This is a genomic window from Methylobacterium indicum (genome assembly GCF_001043895.1).
GTDB lineage: Bacteria > Pseudomonadota > Alphaproteobacteria > Rhizobiales > Beijerinckiaceae > Methylobacterium > Methylobacterium indicum.
This window is the reverse complement of record NZ_JTHF01000041.1, coordinates 1-15,653: the sequence shown is the minus strand read 5'-3', so window position 1 is coordinate 15,653 and position 15,653 is coordinate 1. Positions and strand designations below refer to the sequence as shown.

General features: G+C 70.6%; 16 protein-coding genes. 5 read left to right on the top strand and 11 right to left on the bottom strand.

From position 1 onward, the window contains the following. Window positions 1-139 precede the first annotated feature (139 nt). The 4 genes from QR78_RS05335 to QR78_RS05320 all read right to left on the bottom strand — a co-directional run bounded on the left by QR78_RS05335 (window position 140) and on the right by QR78_RS05320 (window position 4,897). Window positions 140-1,036 carry an alpha/beta fold hydrolase gene (locus QR78_RS05335; protein ID WP_048426470.1) on the bottom strand — a complete coding sequence of 299 codons (897 nt, stop codon included), beginning with the start codon at window positions 1,034-1,036 and terminating at the stop codon, window positions 140-142. A gap of 83 nt (window positions 1,037-1,119) precedes the next feature. Continuing rightward, window positions 1,120-3,357, bottom strand: a complete 2,238-nt coding sequence (locus QR78_RS05330) for a xanthine dehydrogenase family protein molybdopterin-binding subunit (protein ID WP_048426469.1) — start codon at window positions 3,355-3,357, stop codon at window positions 1,120-1,122. 8 nt (window positions 3,358-3,365) lie between these two features. Continuing rightward, window positions 3,366-4,379, bottom strand: a complete 1,014-nt coding sequence (locus QR78_RS05325) for an FAD binding domain-containing protein (RefSeq protein WP_048426468.1) — start codon at window positions 4,377-4,379, stop codon at window positions 3,366-3,368. Next, window positions 4,376-4,897 carry a (2Fe-2S)-binding protein gene (locus tag QR78_RS05320; protein ID WP_048426467.1) on the bottom strand — a complete coding sequence of 174 codons (522 nt, stop codon included), beginning with the start codon at window positions 4,895-4,897 and terminating at the stop codon, window positions 4,376-4,378. The genes QR78_RS05325 and QR78_RS05320 overlap by 4 nt, the downstream gene beginning before the upstream one ends. A gap of 314 nt (window positions 4,898-5,211) precedes the next feature. Between QR78_RS05320 and QR78_RS05315 the strand changes: the two genes are divergently transcribed. Both QR78_RS05315 and QR78_RS05310 read left to right on the top strand, forming a co-directional pair. Continuing rightward, window positions 5,212-6,594 (top strand): M20/M25/M40 family metallo-hydrolase, encoded by a 1,383-nt coding sequence (locus QR78_RS05315; RefSeq protein WP_048426466.1) that lies wholly within the window; start codon window positions 5,212-5,214, stop codon window positions 6,592-6,594. Window positions 6,595-6,666: 72 nt separating this feature from the next. After that, a complete protein-coding gene (locus QR78_RS05310) occupies window positions 6,667-7,374 on the top strand; it encodes an aspartate/glutamate racemase family protein (RefSeq protein ID WP_048426465.1) in 708 nt (235 codons plus the stop codon). Window positions 7,375-7,457: 83 nt separating this feature from the next. On the opposite strand, the gene QR78_RS05305 is transcribed toward QR78_RS05310, so the two are convergent. After that, window positions 7,458-7,841 carry a hypothetical protein gene (locus tag QR78_RS05305; protein WP_048426464.1) on the bottom strand — a complete coding sequence of 128 codons (384 nt, stop codon included), beginning with the start codon at window positions 7,839-7,841 and terminating at the stop codon, window positions 7,458-7,460. A gap of 195 nt (window positions 7,842-8,036) precedes the next feature. Then, entirely contained in the window at window positions 8,037-9,392 is a 1,356-nt protein-coding gene (locus QR78_RS05300) for an 8-oxoguanine deaminase (protein ID WP_048426463.1), read from the bottom strand. A 118-nt stretch (window positions 9,393-9,510) separates the two neighbouring features. Between QR78_RS05300 and uraH the strand changes: the two genes are divergently transcribed. Further along, window positions 9,511-9,885 (top strand): hydroxyisourate hydrolase, encoded by a 375-nt coding sequence (gene uraH, locus QR78_RS05295; RefSeq protein WP_048426462.1) that lies wholly within the window; start codon window positions 9,511-9,513, stop codon window positions 9,883-9,885. Between the two features lie 37 nt (window positions 9,886-9,922). On the opposite strand, the gene QR78_RS05290 is transcribed toward uraH, so the two are convergent. After that, window positions 9,923-10,225 carry a hypothetical protein gene (locus tag QR78_RS05290; protein WP_048426461.1) on the bottom strand — a complete coding sequence of 101 codons (303 nt, stop codon included), beginning with the start codon at window positions 10,223-10,225 and terminating at the stop codon, window positions 9,923-9,925. 327 nt (window positions 10,226-10,552) lie between these two features. Between QR78_RS05290 and QR78_RS05285 the strand changes: the two genes are divergently transcribed. Beyond that, a complete protein-coding gene (locus QR78_RS05285; RefSeq protein WP_048426460.1) occupies window positions 10,553-10,831 on the top strand; it encodes a DUF6894 family protein in 279 nt (92 codons plus the stop codon). Between the two features lie 189 nt (window positions 10,832-11,020). After that, window positions 11,021-11,272: a hypothetical protein gene (locus QR78_RS05280; protein ID WP_048426459.1), complete on the top strand. Its 252-nt coding sequence runs from the start codon at window positions 11,021-11,023 to the stop codon at window positions 11,270-11,272. A gap of 359 nt (window positions 11,273-11,631) precedes the next feature. Here the strand turns inward: QR78_RS05280 and QR78_RS05275 are convergent, their stop codons facing one another. The 4 genes from QR78_RS05275 to hflK all read right to left on the bottom strand — a co-directional run. Continuing rightward, on the bottom strand, window positions 11,632-13,140 hold the full coding sequence (locus tag QR78_RS05275; protein ID WP_048426458.1) for a Do family serine endopeptidase: 1,509 nt from the start codon (window positions 13,138-13,140) through the stop codon (window positions 11,632-11,634). 156 nt (window positions 13,141-13,296) lie between these two features. Next, on the bottom strand, window positions 13,297-13,491 hold the full coding sequence (locus tag QR78_RS05270; RefSeq protein WP_048426471.1) for a DUF2065 family protein: 195 nt from the start codon (window positions 13,489-13,491) through the stop codon (window positions 13,297-13,299). A gap of 171 nt (window positions 13,492-13,662) precedes the next feature. Beyond that, the gene (gene hflC / locus QR78_RS05265; RefSeq protein ID WP_048426457.1) at window positions 13,663-14,586 is read right to left on the bottom strand and encodes a protease modulator HflC; all 924 of its coding nucleotides are present in this window, start codon (window positions 14,584-14,586) and stop codon (window positions 13,663-13,665) included. Further along, a partial coding sequence (hflK, locus tag QR78_RS05260; RefSeq protein WP_048426456.1) for an FtsH protease activity modulator HflK occupies window positions 14,583-15,653 on the bottom strand: 1,071 nt, incomplete at its 5' end. The genes hflC and hflK, both read right to left, overlap by 4 nt.

Below are 15,653 nucleotides of genomic sequence, written 5' to 3'. Positions count from 1 at the left end.
CCCGCGGGGAAAGGGGAAAGTCGTGCCTTTTTCTGTCTCCGCCTGCGGGAAAAGGAAAACCCGCACTCGACGGGTCTCCGACGCGACTCAGGACGGCATGCGACAGGCGCTCACGGAGACCGAGCCCCCGTGCCGCCCATCAATGCTCCCCGACCTCGCCCAGATGCGCCAGCAGCGCCTCGGCCACCTTCTCGGGCGCCTCGCGGGTCGGGAAGTGGCCGACGCCCTCCAGCTCGACCTGGCGGTAGGTCCCGGTGAAGAACTGCTTCTGGCCCTCGAACGAGGCCGGCAGCAGGCAGGTGTCGTCCGCGCCGTGGATCACCAGGGTCGGCACGGCGATGTTTTGGGCCTCCTCGGCCGCCTGCCGCAGCGCGGCAAAGCGCGGATCGGGGGCGTCGGCGCCCCAGCGCGAGCGGTAGAAGTTGAGCGTGACCGCGGCCCAGTCCGGGTTCTGAAGCGAGGGCGCGGTCTTCGAGAAGGTCTCGTCGGTGAACCACGGGCCGGGCGGGCTCCAGGCCACCCATTGCTCGCGGGCGAAGGCGAGCGGGTTCTCGCGCACGAAGGCGGCGCCCGGCTCGGTGTTCATGAACCACTGGTACCAGAAGGCCCGCACCTGCGGCAGCGGCGGCACGCCGAGGCGGCCGGGCGCCCAGGGCACCGAGAGGGCGGCGATCGAGGAAACCCGCTGCGGCCGGGCGGCGGCGAGGAGGTACGCGACCCGCGCGCCCCAATCGTGGCCGATCACCGGCAGCCGCGAGAAGCCGAGGGCGTCCATGAAGGCCAGGATGTCGGTGGCGAGCGCCGCCGGCTCGCCGGTCCTGGGCGTCGCGGCATCGAGGAACTTGGTCGGCCCGCAGCCGCGCCAGTAGGGCACGATGGTGCGCCAGCCGGCAGCGTTGAGGAGCGGCACCACGCGATCGAAGGTGCGCGGATCGTCCGGCCAGCCGTGCAGCAGCAGGACCGGCTGGCCCATATCGGGCCCCGAGGCCTCGTAGGTGATCTCGACCTCGCCGGCGGTGACGCTGTTGACGTCCATGGGCAATGCTCCCCGTACACAAACGCGAGGGGCGGGACCCGCGAAGGCCCCGCCCCTTGCAACCCCTCACCCGTCGAGATGGGTCAGGCGATGATCTTGTCGATGGTGATCGGCAGCTCGCGGATCCGCTTGCCGGTGGCGTGGAACACCGCGTTCGCCACCGCGGCGGCGGCCCCCACGATGCCGATCTCGCCCAGGCCCTTGACGCCGAGCGGGCTCACCTTGTCGTCGTGCTCGTCGACGAAGATCACCTCGATGTCGTGGATGTCGGCATTCACCGGGACGTGGTACTCGCCGAGATTGTGGTTCATGATCCGCCCGAGGGTATGGTCGAGCATCGACTCCTCCTCGAGCGCGGCGCCGATCCCCATCACCACCCCGCCGAGGATCTGGCTGCGGGCGGTCTTGAGGTTGAGGATCTTGCCGGCCGCGATGGCGCTGACCACCCGGGTCACCCGCACCACGCCGAGATCCTCGTCGATCTTCACCTCGGCGAAGACCGCCGAGTGGGTGTAGGCCGAGAAGCGCATGTTGGTGAGCATGCTGGGCTTGACCTTCTCGGTCGCCTCGACCCGATCGACGCCGCCCGCCCGCATCGCCTCGGCGATTCCGACCTTTCGCGAGGGATCGCCCTGGAGCCGGATCTCGCCGCCCGCGAAGGCGACGTGGGCGAAGTCGGCATTGGCGAGCGGCGAATCCGCCATGCCGCGGGCATAGCCAAAAAGTTTCTCCGCCACCGTCCGGCAGGCCGCCTGCACGGCCGCGCCCGAGGAGGCCGCGGTCCAGGAACCGCCGGCGAGCGGCGCCTCGGGAAGCGCGGTGTCGCCGAGCCGGGTGGTGATGTGGTCGAGGTCGAGGCCGAGGGCGTCGGCGCCGATCTGGGCCAGGATCGTGTAGGTGCCGGTGCCGAGATCGGCGGTGGAGCAGGCGAGTTCGAGCTTGCCGTCGGGTGTGAGCGTGGCGCTCGCGCTCGATTGCATCATCATCGCTTCCCACACGCCGGTCGCCATGCCCCAGCCGACGAGCTCGCGCCCGTCGCGCATCGAGCGCGGCTCCGCCTGGCGCTTGCCCCAGCCGAACTTCGCCGCGCCCTGCTCGTAGGCGGCGCGGAGCGCCTTGGAGGTAAACTCCTTGCCCTCGCCCTCGTCGCGCTCGGCGTAGTTGCGCAGCCGCAATTCCAGCGGATCGACGCCGGTGGCGTAGGCCAGCTCGTCCATCGCCGATTCGAGGGCGAAGATGCCCGTGACCGCGCCCGGCGCCCGCATGTCGGACGGGGTGTAGGTGTCGATCTTGGCGAGCTTGTAGTCGAGGGTGACGTTCGGGCAGTGGTAGAGCAGGCCCGACCAGTTGACGACCGCCTCCTGGTAATCCTCGAAGGTCGAGGTGCCGGCCACCGCGTCGTGGGTGAGCGCCTGGAGCCGGCCGTCCTTGTCGGCGCCCAGCGCCACGGTCTGGTAGGTCTCCGGCCGGTAGCCGAAGGTGAACATCTGGTCGCGGGTCAGCACCACCCGAACCGAGCGCTCGAGGTCGAGGGCGGCCGAGACCGCGAGGTAGAGCTGGTATTGCGGCCGCAGGCCCGAGCCGAAGCCGCCGCCGACGTAAGGGGTGATCACCCGCACGTCGTCGGGCTTCAGGTTGAACACGCTGCAGACGTAGCCCTGGGTGTTGTTCACGCCCTGGATCTTGTCGTGGACGGTGAGCTTGCCCTTGCCCTCGTACACCACCGTCGAGGCATGCGGCTCCATCGGGTTGTGGTGCTCGATCGCCTGCTTGTATTCCTGGCGCAGCTGGATCGGCGCCGCGTCGTAGGCGCCGGCCGCATCGCCGCGCGGGTCCGGCGGCGGCTTGATGCCGGAGCGCTTCTTGGGCGGCACGTAGGCCGCGTCGCGGTTCTTCGCGAGGTCGGTGTTCGGCACCTCCTCCGCGTAGGTCACCTTGACGAGGCTGGCGCCGTGGCGGGCGAGGTCGAAGCTCTCCGCCACCACCAGCGCCACCGGCTGGCCGCCATAGACGATCTCGGGGCCGTTGAGCGCCCGGAACGGCGAGCCGGGGGGCGCGACCTGATCGCGGTAATTGTAGTCGAGCCAAGCGGTGCGCGGCCGGTTCTCGTGCGTGAACACCTTGATCACGCCCGGCACCGCCTCGGCGGCCCGGGTGTCGATCGCCGTGATGCGGCCCTTGGCGATGGCGCTCGACACGACGACGCCGTGGGCGAGGTCGGGGGCGGTGAACTCCGCAGCGTACTTGGCGGCGCCCGTCACCTTGGCGGGGCCGTCGAGCCGGCTCCGGGCGGTGCCGACATAGTGGGAAGGGGTGGCCATGGGTTACCTCAGGCGATGCGCTTGTCGGTCTGGGATTGCGGCGTGCCGGCGGCGGCCTGGGACAGGCCCCGCACGATGGCGCGCCGCGCCAGTTCGACCTTGAAGGCGTTGTGGGAATAGGGCCGGGCCTCGGCCAGGATCACGTCCGCGGCCTCCCGGAAGGTCTGTTCGGTCGCCGGCTTGCCCTGGAGGCGGCTCTCGGCTTCCGCGTTGCGCCAGGGCCTGTGAGCGACGCCGCCGAGCGCCAGGCGCGCCCTGCGGATCGTGTCGCCGTCCATCTCGAGGGCGGCGGCCACCGAGACCAGCGCGAAGGCATAAGAAAGCCGGTCGCGCAGCTTCAGGTAGGTGTAATGCTGCGAAAAGTCCTCGTCCGGCAGGTCGACCGAGAGCACGATCTCGCCGTGACGCAGCGTGGTGTCGCGCTGAGGTTCGTCGCCCGGCAGGCGGTGGAACTCGCCGAAGGGAATGCTGCGCCGGCCGTTCGGTCCCTCGACCTGCACGGTGGCATCGAGGGCGGCCAGCGCCACGCACATGTCGGAGGGGTGGGTGGCGATGCAGGTGTCGGAGGCGCCCAGGATCGCGTGGATGCGGTTGACGCCGGTCATCGCCGGGCAGCCGCTGCCGGGCTCCCGTTTGTTGCAGGGCGTGCCCTCGTCGTAGAAATAGTAGCAGCGGGTGCGCTGGAGCAGGTTGCCGCCGGTGGTGGCGGCGTTGCGCAGCTGCGGCGAGGCCCCGGCGAGCAGCGCGCTGGCGAGCAGCGGATAGCGCGCGTTGACCTGCGGGTCGTAGGCGACCGTGGCGTTGGGCACCAGCGCGCCGAGGCGCAGGCCCCTCTCGTGCTCGACGATCTGATCGAGGGGCAGGCGGGTGATGTCGACGATGCGGCCGGGCCGCTCGACGTTGTACTTCATCAGGTCGACGAGGTTGGTGCCCCCGGCGATGAAGCGCGCCGCCGGATCGGCGGCCAGCGCCTGCACGGCCTCCTGGACGGTGCCGGCGCGGGTATACTCGAACCGGTTCATTCCGCGGCCTCCTTGAACGACGAGGTCTTGCTCTTCAGGACATCCTCGACCGCGTCGACGATGTTGGAATAGGCGCCGCAGCGGCAGATGTTGCCGCTCATGTGCTCGCGGATCTCCTCGCGGGTGCGGGCCCGGCCCTCCTCGATCAGGGCCACCGCCGACATGATCTGGCCCGGCGTGCAGTAGCCGCACTGGAAGGCGTCGTGCTCGACGAAGGCGGCCTGGACCGGGTGGAGGGCGCCCGACGACAGGCCCTCGATGGTGGTGACCTCGGCCCCGTCCTTCTGCACCGCCAGCGCCAGGCAGGAATTGATCCGCTTGCCGTCGACGATCACCGTACAGGCGCCGCACTGGCCGTGGTCGCAGCCCTTCTTGGTGCCGGTGAGGTCGAGTTCCTCGCGTAGGAGGTCGAGGAGCGTGGTCCAGGGCGCGACCTGGAGCTGGCGCTCCTGCCCGTTGACCGTGAGGGTGATCGGGATCGTGCCCGTTCGGGCGGAGGAACCGCTGTCGCTCAGCATGGGCGTGACCGTCTCTCGAAACTCGGGGAGCCCGGGGCCGGCGCGCGCCGAGCGAGGCGCGCAACTCCGCCCGGGCTGGCGTACCCGATAACCGTTCCAGGGTGCGGGCGTTCCCCAAGGTCGAACGCCGGGGGTTATGCGGGGGAAAGGTGTCGTATGAGCCTCTGCCCGAGAGTGCAGGCGCGCGTCGCGGGCCATGCGCCCGAAGCCGTCCATCGCCGACACCGCGCGGCTTCTGGCCGCCCTCCGGCTGGGCTAGTGATGACGCCGTGACGATCGGGCCACCGAGCCCCTATGCAGACCGGAGACACCGCATGGCCGCGCTTGACCGGATCCTCGACGACATCGACCGCGATCTCGACAATTCCCTGGAGCGGCTGTTCGCCTTCCTGCGCATCCCGTCGATCTCGACCGATCCGGCCTACGCGGCGGAGTGCCGGAAGGCGGCGGAGTGGCTGAAGGGCGACCTCGCCGCCATGGGCTTCGAGGTCTCGTTGCGCGAGACCGGCGGCCACCCGGTGGTGCTCGCCCATTACCGCAAGCCCGGCGCCCCCCACGTCCTGTTCTACGGCCATTACGACGTGCAGCCGGTCGATCCCCTGGACGAGTGGGAGACGCCGCCCTTCGCGCCGCGGATGGCGACCCTGGCGGATGGCCGCAAGGTCATCAGCGCGCGCGGCGCCTGCGACGACAAGGGCCAGGTGATGACCTTCGTCGAGGCCTGCCGGGCCTTCAAGGCGATCGACGGCGAGCTGCCGGTCGGCATCACCCTGCTGATCGAGGGCGCGGAGGAGGACGGCTCGAAGTTCCTGCCCGAATGGGTCGCGGCGAACCGCGAGGAGCTGAAGGCCGACGTGGCGCTCGTCTGCGACACCGGGATGTGGGACCGGGACACCCCGGCCATCACCTCGTCGCTGCGGGGGCTGGCCTATTTCGAGGTCACGGTGACGTGCGCCGACCGCGACCTGCATTCGGGCCTGTTCGGGGGGGCTGCCGCCAACCCGATCCGGGTGCTCTCGCGCATCATCGCCGACCTGCACGACGACCAGGGCCGGGTGACCGTGCCGGGCTTCTACGACGGCGTCCACGACACGCCGGACGACGTGCTCGAGCAGTGGCGCGGCCTCGACCTGACCCCCGGGAACTTCCTCGGCACCGTCGGCCTCAACCAGCCCGCCGGCGAGCGCGACCGGATGCTGATCGAGCAGATCCAGTCCCGCCCGACCTGCGACGCCAACGGCATCATCGGCGGCTATACCGGCGAGGGCACCAAGACGGTGATCGCCGCGAAGGCGAGCGCCAAGATCTCGTTCCGCCTCGTCGGCGACCAGGACCCGGAGGCCCTCGACCGCAACTTCCGCGCCTTCGTCGCGGCCCGCATCCCGGCCGATTGCTCGGTCGAGGTCGTCACCCACAAGGGCTCGCGGGCGCTGGCGCTCCCCCACGGCATGCCGGCTTTGGAGGCCGCCAAGAGTGCGCTCGCCGCGGAATGGGGCCGGGCCCCGGTGACCATCGGCTCGGGCGGCTCGATCCCGATCGTCGGCGACTTCAAGCGCACGCTTGGCCTCGACACGCTGCTGGTCGGCTTCGGCCTCGACGACGACCGGGTGCACTCGCCGAACGAGAAGTACGACCTCCAGAGCTTCCACAAGGGCACGCGCTCCTGGGCGCGGATCCTGGCGGCCCTGGCGAAGTAGGACGGCTCATGCCTGCCGCCGCCCGACCGGCGGCAGGTGACCCCGGCGCGCCGCATCGAGCGGGAGAGGCCCATGGTGCAGCAGAAGGTCATCGGCCTGATCGGCGGGATGAGCTGGGAAAGCTCGGCCGAATACTACCGCATCGTCAACGAGACCGTGCGCGCCCGCCTCGGGTCTTTACGCTCGGCGCGCTGCCTGATGTGGTCGTTCGACTTCGGCGAGATCGAGGCCCTGCAGCATGCCGGCCGGTGGGACGAGGCGACCGCCGCGCTGATCGACGCCGCCCGGCGGCTGGAGCGGGGCGGGGCCGATGTGGTGGTGATCTGCACCAACACCATGCACCGCATGGCCGACGAGGTGCAGGCGGCGATCGGCCTGCCCTTGCTGCACATCGCCGACCCGACGGCGGCGCGCATCCGCGCCGCCGGCCTGTCCCGGGTGGGTCTGCTCGGCACCGCCTTCACCATGGAGCAGGACTTCTACAAGGGCCGTCTCGCGACGCGCCACGGCCTCGACGTGCTGGTGCCCGAGGCCGAGGACCGGGCGGAGGTGCACCGGGTGATCTACGAGGAACTGGTCCAGGGACGGGCGCTGCCGGCCTCGCGCGCGGCCTACCGGGCGGTCATCGCCCGGCTGGTGGAGCGGGGGGCGCAAGCGATCATTCTCGGCTGCACCGAGATCATGCTGCTGGTGCGGCCGGAGGACAGCCCGGTGCCGCTGTTCGACACTACGGCGCTGCACGCCGAGGCGGCGGTCGATTGGGCGCTGGCGGGGGGCTGATCGAGACACTCGGCGGATCGAACACCGATGGCGCTGTGCGACGTCGTCATACGGTTTCCGAATGGATCGTCCAGCAAGCCGTATCAGTCGCGCCGTCCGAGTCGCTTCAAGACATCCGTGATCAGCTTGACCCAGACGACAGGGATTTCCAGGAGGGCCAGCACGAACAGCGACAGCACGATGAGCACGATCGGGCCGACAGCGACGTAGGACAGACCCTCGTGCGTCGCTCCGAGTAACGATCGCAGCACGAGAACGACGCAGCACCACGCGGCCGCCCACAGCGCGAAACGGAAGGACCTGTCGATAAACCAGCGCCTCCGCTCAGAATGTCTCAAGAAACTAAAGCTTATTGTGAATAGAGCGACGATCAGCGCCGAAAATGAAAAAAACCCGATGATCTGCTTGGTTGCGTCGATCGCGACGGGCGGGGTCTCGAACAGACTGGCGAGCAGGTCGAGGCTCATCCCGCGTCCCGAATTCCTTCGGCCAGACGACACCCGGCCGCTCCCTGATGGGATGCATCCCGACGCCCGTTCGATCGGCCCTCGTGGAGTTCACGCTATCGGCATCGTTGCTGGCGATCAAAGCAAGTAGGCTCTCGGGTGTCCACTCCCCCACAGCCATCCGACGACGATTGAGATCCGGTTCCCGAAACGGCGTCAATCGCCGTTCACCAATCGCCGGCTGAGCGCGTTGTGCCGCTCCGCCAGCAGTCCCGTCTCCAGCGTCAGCAGCTGGCCGTCCCGCACCACGATCCGCCCGTTGATGACGCTCAAGGCCACGCCCGGCGGCGCGCAGAACACCAGAGCCGCCACCGGATCGTGCAGGGCGCCGGCGGTGGAGAGCCCGTGCAGGTCGAAGGCGACGCAATCGGCGGCCATGCCGGGGGCGAGCGACCCGATATCGTCGCGCCCGAGCACCTTGGCGCCGCCGAGCGTCGCGATCTCCAGGGCCTGCCGGGCCGTCATCGCGGCCGGGCCGTGGCCGACGCGGGCGAGCAGCATCGCCTGGCGCGCCTCGCCCAGGAGGTGGCCGGCATCGTTCGAGGCCGAGCCGTCGACGCCGAGACCGACGGAAATCCCTTCGCAGCGCATCCGCGGCACCGGGGCGATGCCGGAGGCGAGCCGCATGTTCGAGCACGGGCAATGCGCGACGCCGGTGCCGGTGCGGGCAAACAGCCGGATCCCGGCCTCGTCGAGCTTGACGCAGTGGGCGTGCCAGACATCCGGCCCGACCCAGCCGAGATCGGCGGCGTAGTCGGCCGGCGTCTTTCCGAAGCGCTCGCGGCTATACGCAACGTCGTCCTGGTTCTCGGCGAGATGGGTGTGGAGCGACACTCCGTAGGAGCGGGCCAGAGCCGCCGCATCCCGCATCAGGCCCTCGCTGACCGAGAAGGGCGAGCACGGCGCCACCACGATCCGGCGCATCGCGTAGCGCGCGGGGTCGTGCCAGGTCTCGATCAACCGGCTTGTGTCCGTGAGGATCGCGGCCTCGTCCTCGACCAGCGCATCGGGCGGCAGGCCGCCGGCGCTCTCGCCGAGGCTCATCGCCCCGCGGGCGGCGTGGAAGCGCAGGCCGATCGCGTCGGCGGCCTCGATGCTGTCGTCGAGGCGGCAGCCATTCGGATAGAGGTAGAGGTGGTCGCTCGACGTGGTGCAGCCCGACAGCATCAGCTCGGCCATCGCGACCTGCGTCGAGACCCGCACCATCTCGGGGGTGAGCCGGGCCCAGATCGGATAGAGCGCCTTCAGCCAGCCGAACAGGTCGGCGTCCTGCGCCGCCGGCACGGCGCGGGTGAGCGACTGGAACATGTGGTGGTGGGTGTTGACGAGGCCGGGCATCAGGACGTGGCCGGACAAGTCGATCACCGTATCGGCGCCCTCGGGCAGCGCCTCCGGGCCGCCGACCGCGACGACCCGGTTGTCCTCGATCAGCACGAAGCCGTCGGCGATCTCGCGCCGGTCGGCATCCATGGTGACGACGCGCGCGGCGTTGCGCAGGAGAAGCGTGGCCATGCGGGGCTCCGGCGAGGGCGGGCGTCATGCTCGCGTCCGGCCCCGGGCCGGTCAAGCCGTGCTTGACCGTCGGGCAGGGCTCGGGCACCCCGAGGGGGCCCGAAACGGAGGCCCCGCCATGTCGCCCGAGACGTCGCCCGAGACGCCGCGCCTGACCACCCACGTCCTCGACACCGCCCATGGCCGCCCGGCGGCCGGCGTCGCGGTCGGGCTCTGGCGCCTCGCGGAGGGCGGCCGGGAGGAGGTCGCCCGCACCGTCACCAACGCGGATGGCCGCTGCGACGCGCCGCTGCTCGCCGGCGCGGCCTTGCGCCCCGGGAGCTACGAGCTGATCTTCGCGGTCGGGGCGTATTTCGCGAGTGTCGGCGATCCCGGAGCCGGTGACTTCCTCGACGAGGTGCCGGTGCGCTTCGTGGTCCGGCCGGGCCTCGGCCATTACCATGTCCCCCTGCTGATCGCGCCCTATTCCTACAGCACCTATCGAGGCAGCTGAGGCCGGGCCGCCGCCGTCGCGGCGCGTCCTCGGGAGGTCAGAGAACGCCCGCCTTCTGCCAGCCGCGGCGGCGCTCCACGAGGCCGTGCTCGCGGTAATGCAGCAGGGGGTTCACGCCCGCCCGCGCCACGTCCGGGTTGGCCGAGAGATAGCCGCTCGTGCTGAACTCGGCGGACGGGTCCCGTCCCTCGCGCCAGCCGAAATACAGGTAGTGCTCGAACGGATCGCAGCCTTCCGCCGCCACGTCGGGGTTCTTGCCGAGATAGTAGATCGGGTCGAACCCGCCGATGAGAGCGGGCGGGGCGGCCTTGCGGCTCCAATTGACGATGCGCCACAACATCGGACGTCTCGCGGCTCCCTTGGGCGGGCCGAGCGACGCCGGTATTCGATGACCTAGCGTTCCGCCGGATGCCCTGTCCCTAGGAAGCCTCAATTGCGGTCCCGGTGCAAGGGGCTCGATCGTCGACTTACGATCGGGGCCGGCCTCGGACGCCCCCCTTTTCGTCCGAGGATTATTTTTGCGTTTGCGAGAACGGGCGTGTCCTGGCCGAATGCGGGCGAGCGTAGCGGCGGGCCGGAGGCTCGGCATTGCTCCACCGGAAGGAGGACTGGAACCGGACGAGCGGACGGGGCAGGGAGAGGACAGGCGCGAACACGAGGATCTGCCATGCCCCGATACTTCTTCAACACGCAGATCGGCGAGGACGTCATCACCGACCTGAACGGCGAGGAGTTGCGCGATCCCGATCAGGCCTGGGAGGCGTCGCGCTCGATCATCCACGCCATGGTGCAGGACCCGAAGATGGCCGAATCCGGCAACCAGGACCGTCTCCTCGCCGCCACCCTGGTGGTGACCGACGAGGCCGGCGAGGTGGTGCTGGAATTTCCGTTCGCGGAAGCGCTGACGGCCGAGATCGCCCAGGACGAGGCGCCCCGTCTCCATTGAGGCGGCACCTGCCCGACAAGACCCGTTGTCGGTCCTTGGGAACATGGTCCGGTCCCTTGGCATGACAAATCGCGGCCGCGCCCTACATGACAGGGTGGCGCCCGGGGGCGAGCCGCACCCGGCGGCCCGTTCGGCCCGGCCGCCCCCCGGGGTCGCGGTCCGCCCGCGCCCCGCATGAGGGATGACGTCATGGCGACCCAAGACAGCACGGCCCGCGGACAGGCCGAGACCCGCGCGGCCCGGGCCCAGATGCAGGCCGAGATGGCGGCGCAGGCCTGGGCCGACCTCGCCAGCGCCGAGCGGACCCGCGACGACAACACCGCCCGCCTGAAGGCCCTGCGTCTCGCCCGCGAAGCGGAGGCCGAGGCCGTCGTGGCCGCCAAGCCCGCCCCGAAGGCCCGGGCGAAGAAGGCCACCGTCAAGGCGCGGGCGACCGCCTGACGACGCATCCCGCGCCGACGGCGCGGGGGAGGGGAGCGCCGGGGCCCCATCCCGGCGCGATGCCGTGGGCACCGCGGCTCTGGAAACGGGCCGAGGCGCGGCCGCGAAGCGCTCCGCATCGAGGCTCGTGGCGGCGAGCGGCCTGCCGTCGCGGACCGGCGCGCCACCCGATCCCATGTCATGACGGCCGCCGGCACGGGAGGGGCAAGCTGCCTTCGTTTCCGTTCGCCGGCCCTCGCCGCTGACCGGTCCCGTCCTGCCCTCCCATCGGACGCCCGAACCGGCGTTCCCCTCGATGGGGATCCGGTGCCCGAACCGTCCGGTGAGCGGCGGGCGCAAAGGCCCGCTGCCCGATCTCGCTATTCGAGGCTGAGCGCCACGAACCGCACCTCTCCGTCCTTGTTGGCGACGAGGAGCAGCGCCGACTTGCGGCCGTCCTTCTTGATCTGGTCGATCCGGCGGGTGACGTCGGCCGGCGAGCTCACCGCCTCCTGGCCGACCTCGACGATCACGTCGCCGGCCTGGATGCGCTTGTCGGCGGCGTTGGAGTTCGGGTCGACCCGGGTGACCAGCACGCCCTTGACGCTGTCCTTCACTCCGAAGCGCTTGCGCCCCTCGTCGGACAGGCCCGAGAGGTTGAGGCCGAGCGCCTGGCGGGTGACGTCGGCCTCCGGCTGCGGCTTGTTCAGCGCGGCCTGCTGCTGGGGCTTGTCGCTGTCCTCCAGGCGGCCGAGCGTGACCTGCTTGGTCTGCTCCTGGCCCTTGCGGATCGTCGTCACGTCCACGACCTTGCCGACCGGGGTCGAGGCGACGATGCGGGGCAGGTCGCTCGAGCTCTTGACGTCGACGCCGTTGAACTTGGTGATCACGTCGCCGACCTCGAGACCGGCGGTCTTGGCCGGGCCCTTGTCGTCGACGCCGGCGATCAGCGCGCCGCGGCCGCCGCCCTTGAGGCCGAGCGCCTCGGCGGTGGTGTCGTCGACGTTCTGGATCCGCACGCCGAGCCAGCCGCGGCGCACCTCGCCGAACTGGCGCAGCTGCTCGATCACCGGGCCGGCGGTGGCGGTGGGGACGGCGAAGCCGATGCCGACGGAGCCGCCGGTCGGCGACAGGATCGCGGTGTTGATGCCGATGACCTCGCCGTCCATGTTGAACAGCGGACCGCCGGAATTGCCCTTGTTGATGGCCGCGTCGGTCTGGATGTAGTTGTCGTAGGGGCCGGACTCGATGTTGCGGCCCCGCGCCGAGACGATGCCCGCCGAGACCGAGCCACCGAGGCCGAACGGGTTGCCGATCGCGATCACCCAGTCGCCCGGCCGCATCTTCTCGGAATTGCCGAGCGGCACCGATTTCAGCGGCCGGTCCGGATCGGGCTTCACCCGCAGCACCGCGAGGTCGATCTTCGAATCCTTGCCGACGATCTCGGCCTTCAGCTTGCGGCCGTCATGCAGGATCACCTGGATGTCGTTGGCGTCGCCGATAACGTGGTTGTTGGTGACCACGATGCCGGACGAATCGATGATGAAGCCGGAGCCGAGCGAGTTCGAGCGGCGCGGCGCCCGCGGCTGGCTCTCGCCCCCGCCGCCCTGGCCGCGGCGGTTGAAGAATTCCTCGAACAGGTCCTCGAACGGCGTGCCCTGGGGCAGCTGCGGCAGGGTGCGGCCGCGGGTTTCCACCGTGGTCGAGGCCGAGATGTTGACCACCGCATCCGTCACCTGCTCGGCGAGGTCGGCCAGCGAGGCGGGGCCCTTGGCCAGGGCGGCGCCCGGCAGCGACGCGGTGCCGACGGAGAGCGCCAGGAGCGCACCGGCGAGGGCGGGCAGGCGCCGTCTCGCGAAGGCGGAGTTACGGCGCGAGGAAGCGGCCATCTTGGGAACCTCGTTGGGCAATGGGCGTCGAAAGACCGTGACGGCACGGGGAGGCGTCGTCCGCCCCGCCCGAGCGGCCCGGGCAGCTCCGGCCACGGGGACGGGAGCGTGCCTTAAGATCGTCTCCCGGCGAGACGGTTCAAGTCCCGCGACATCTCAGCCGAGAAGCAGGCGCACCACGCCGACCACGACGACGCCCGCCGCCGCCGAGATGAGGCCGACGAGGCGCATCCGCTCCATCGGGGTCTGAGAGGCTTCCTGCATCGCCCGGCGCATCGCCGTCGGGAAGGCGGCGCAGAGCAGGCCCTCGATGGCGAGCGCGAGGCCGAGCGCCGCGGCAAGGTCCTTCACGGCCGCCCCATGGCGCACCGCGCCCCTCCCGTTTCCCCCTGCGGTCGCATCTTGGTGTCGTCTCCGCCCCCGGCCGGCCTCGCGGCCGCCGTCACACGCAAGTGCGCCCCGCCGAGGCGGGGCGCTGGATGTCGTCATCGGTCGATCCGGCCCCGGAAAGGGGCCTGCCGATCACTGGCCGGCGGGCGCCGGGACCGCGGCGGGCCGGGCCCGGCCCTGCGGATCGTTGAAGTAGCGGAAGAATTCCGAGCCGGGGCTGATCACCAGCCGGGTGTCGGATCCGCTCAGGCCCTTCTCGTAGGCCTGCATCGACCGGTAGAAGGCGAAGAAGTCCGGGTCCTGGCCGAAGGCCTCGGCGAGGATGCGGTTGCGGTCCGCCTCGCCCTGGCCGCGGAGCTGGTCGGCCTTCTGGTTGGCCTCGGCCAGCAGCACCGTCACGTCGCGGTCGGCCCGCGCCTTGATGGTCGCCGCCACCTGGGCGCCGTTGGCGCGCAGGTCCGCCGCCTCGCGCTCACGCTCGGTGCGCATGCGCTGGTACACCGCCTGCGAGTTCGCCGCCGGCAGGTCGACGCGGGTCAGGCGCAGGTCGACGATCTCGATGCCGAGATTCTTCGCCTGCCGGTTCACCTCTTCCTGGATGCGGTTCATCAGGGCCTCGCGCTGGGTCCGCACGATGGCGTCCCGCGAGGCGCTGGCGAGCACGTTGCGCATCGCCGCGTTGGTGAAGCTGCCCAGACGCTGGTTGGCGACCTGGATGTTGTTCACCGCCTGGTAGAAGCGCAGCGGATCGATGATCTTGTAGCGGGCGAAGGCGTCGACCTCGAGGTTCTGGCGGTCGGCCGACAGGACGGTCTGCACCGGCAGGTCGAGGTCGAGGAGCCGCTTCTCGAACATCGTGACGCTCTCGAGGAACGGCACCTTGAAGTAGAGGCCCGGCTTGTCGGTCCCGGCCTGGTTCAGCACGGTGCGGACCCGGCCGAACTGCAGCACCAGGGCCTGCTGGGTCTGCCCGACCGTGAAGGCCGAGGCGTAGATCACCACCAGGACGAGGGCGCCGAGGACGACGAGGCCGGTGCGGAGGGCGTTGCCGTTCATCGGGCGCTCCCCTGGGCCGAGGTGCCCGGACGGGTGGTGGCGAATTCCTGCAGCGGCAGGACCGGCACCACGCCGGCGGCGGCCGCGCCGGTGCCGGCCGTGGCGCCCTGGTCGATGATCACCTTGTTCACGCCGCCCAGAACCTTCTCCATCGTGTCGAGGAACATGCGCTCGCGGGAGATCGCGGGCGCGAGCTTGTAGGATTCGTAGACCTCGCGGAAGCGCTGGGCCTGGCCGGTCGCCTCGGCGGTGGCCTGGGACTTGAACGCCTCGGCCTGCTGCACCGCCTGCGCGGCGCGGCCGCGGGCCTCGGGCACCATCCGGCTGGCGTAGGTCTCGGCCTCGTTGCGGGCGCGGGCCGCGTCCTGCTGGGCCGCGTTCACGTCGACGAAGGCCTGGCGCACCTCGACGGGCGGGCTCACGCCCTGGAGCTGGACCACGTTGATCAGCACGCCGGCGCCGTAGGAATCGAGCGCCTTCTGGATGATCTGCTGCACCTCCTGCGCCACGCTCGACTGCTCGGTGGTCAGGATCGCCTGGATCTGGCGACGGCCCACCACCTCGCGCATCGCGCTCTCGGCCACCGACTTGATGGTGCCTTCGGGGTTCTGGAGGTTGAACACGAAGTCCTCGGCCTTGGCCGGGTTGACGCGCCACTGCACGTCGAAATCGATGTCGACGATGTTGTCGTCGCCCGTCAGCATCAGGCTCTCCTCGGGCACGTCCCGGGAGCGCTGGGCGCCGATGCCCGAACGGTAGCCGATCTGGATGCTGCGCGACTCGCCGACATTCGGCTTCACCACGGCGCCGATCGGGTAGGGGAAGTTGTAGCGCAGGCCTTCGCCGGACTGGCCGGTATAGCGGCCGAACACCGTGTTGATGCCGACCTGGTTGGGCAGCACCGTGTACCAGCCGGTCATCAGCCAGAGCGCCAGCACGACCAGCACCGCCAGGGCCGCGCCCTTGGCGCCGACCGAACCGCCGCCGGGCATCAGGTTGCGCAGACGATCCTGGCTGCGGCGCAGGAGGTCCTCGAGATCCGGCGGCTGGTTGCCGCCGCCCGATCC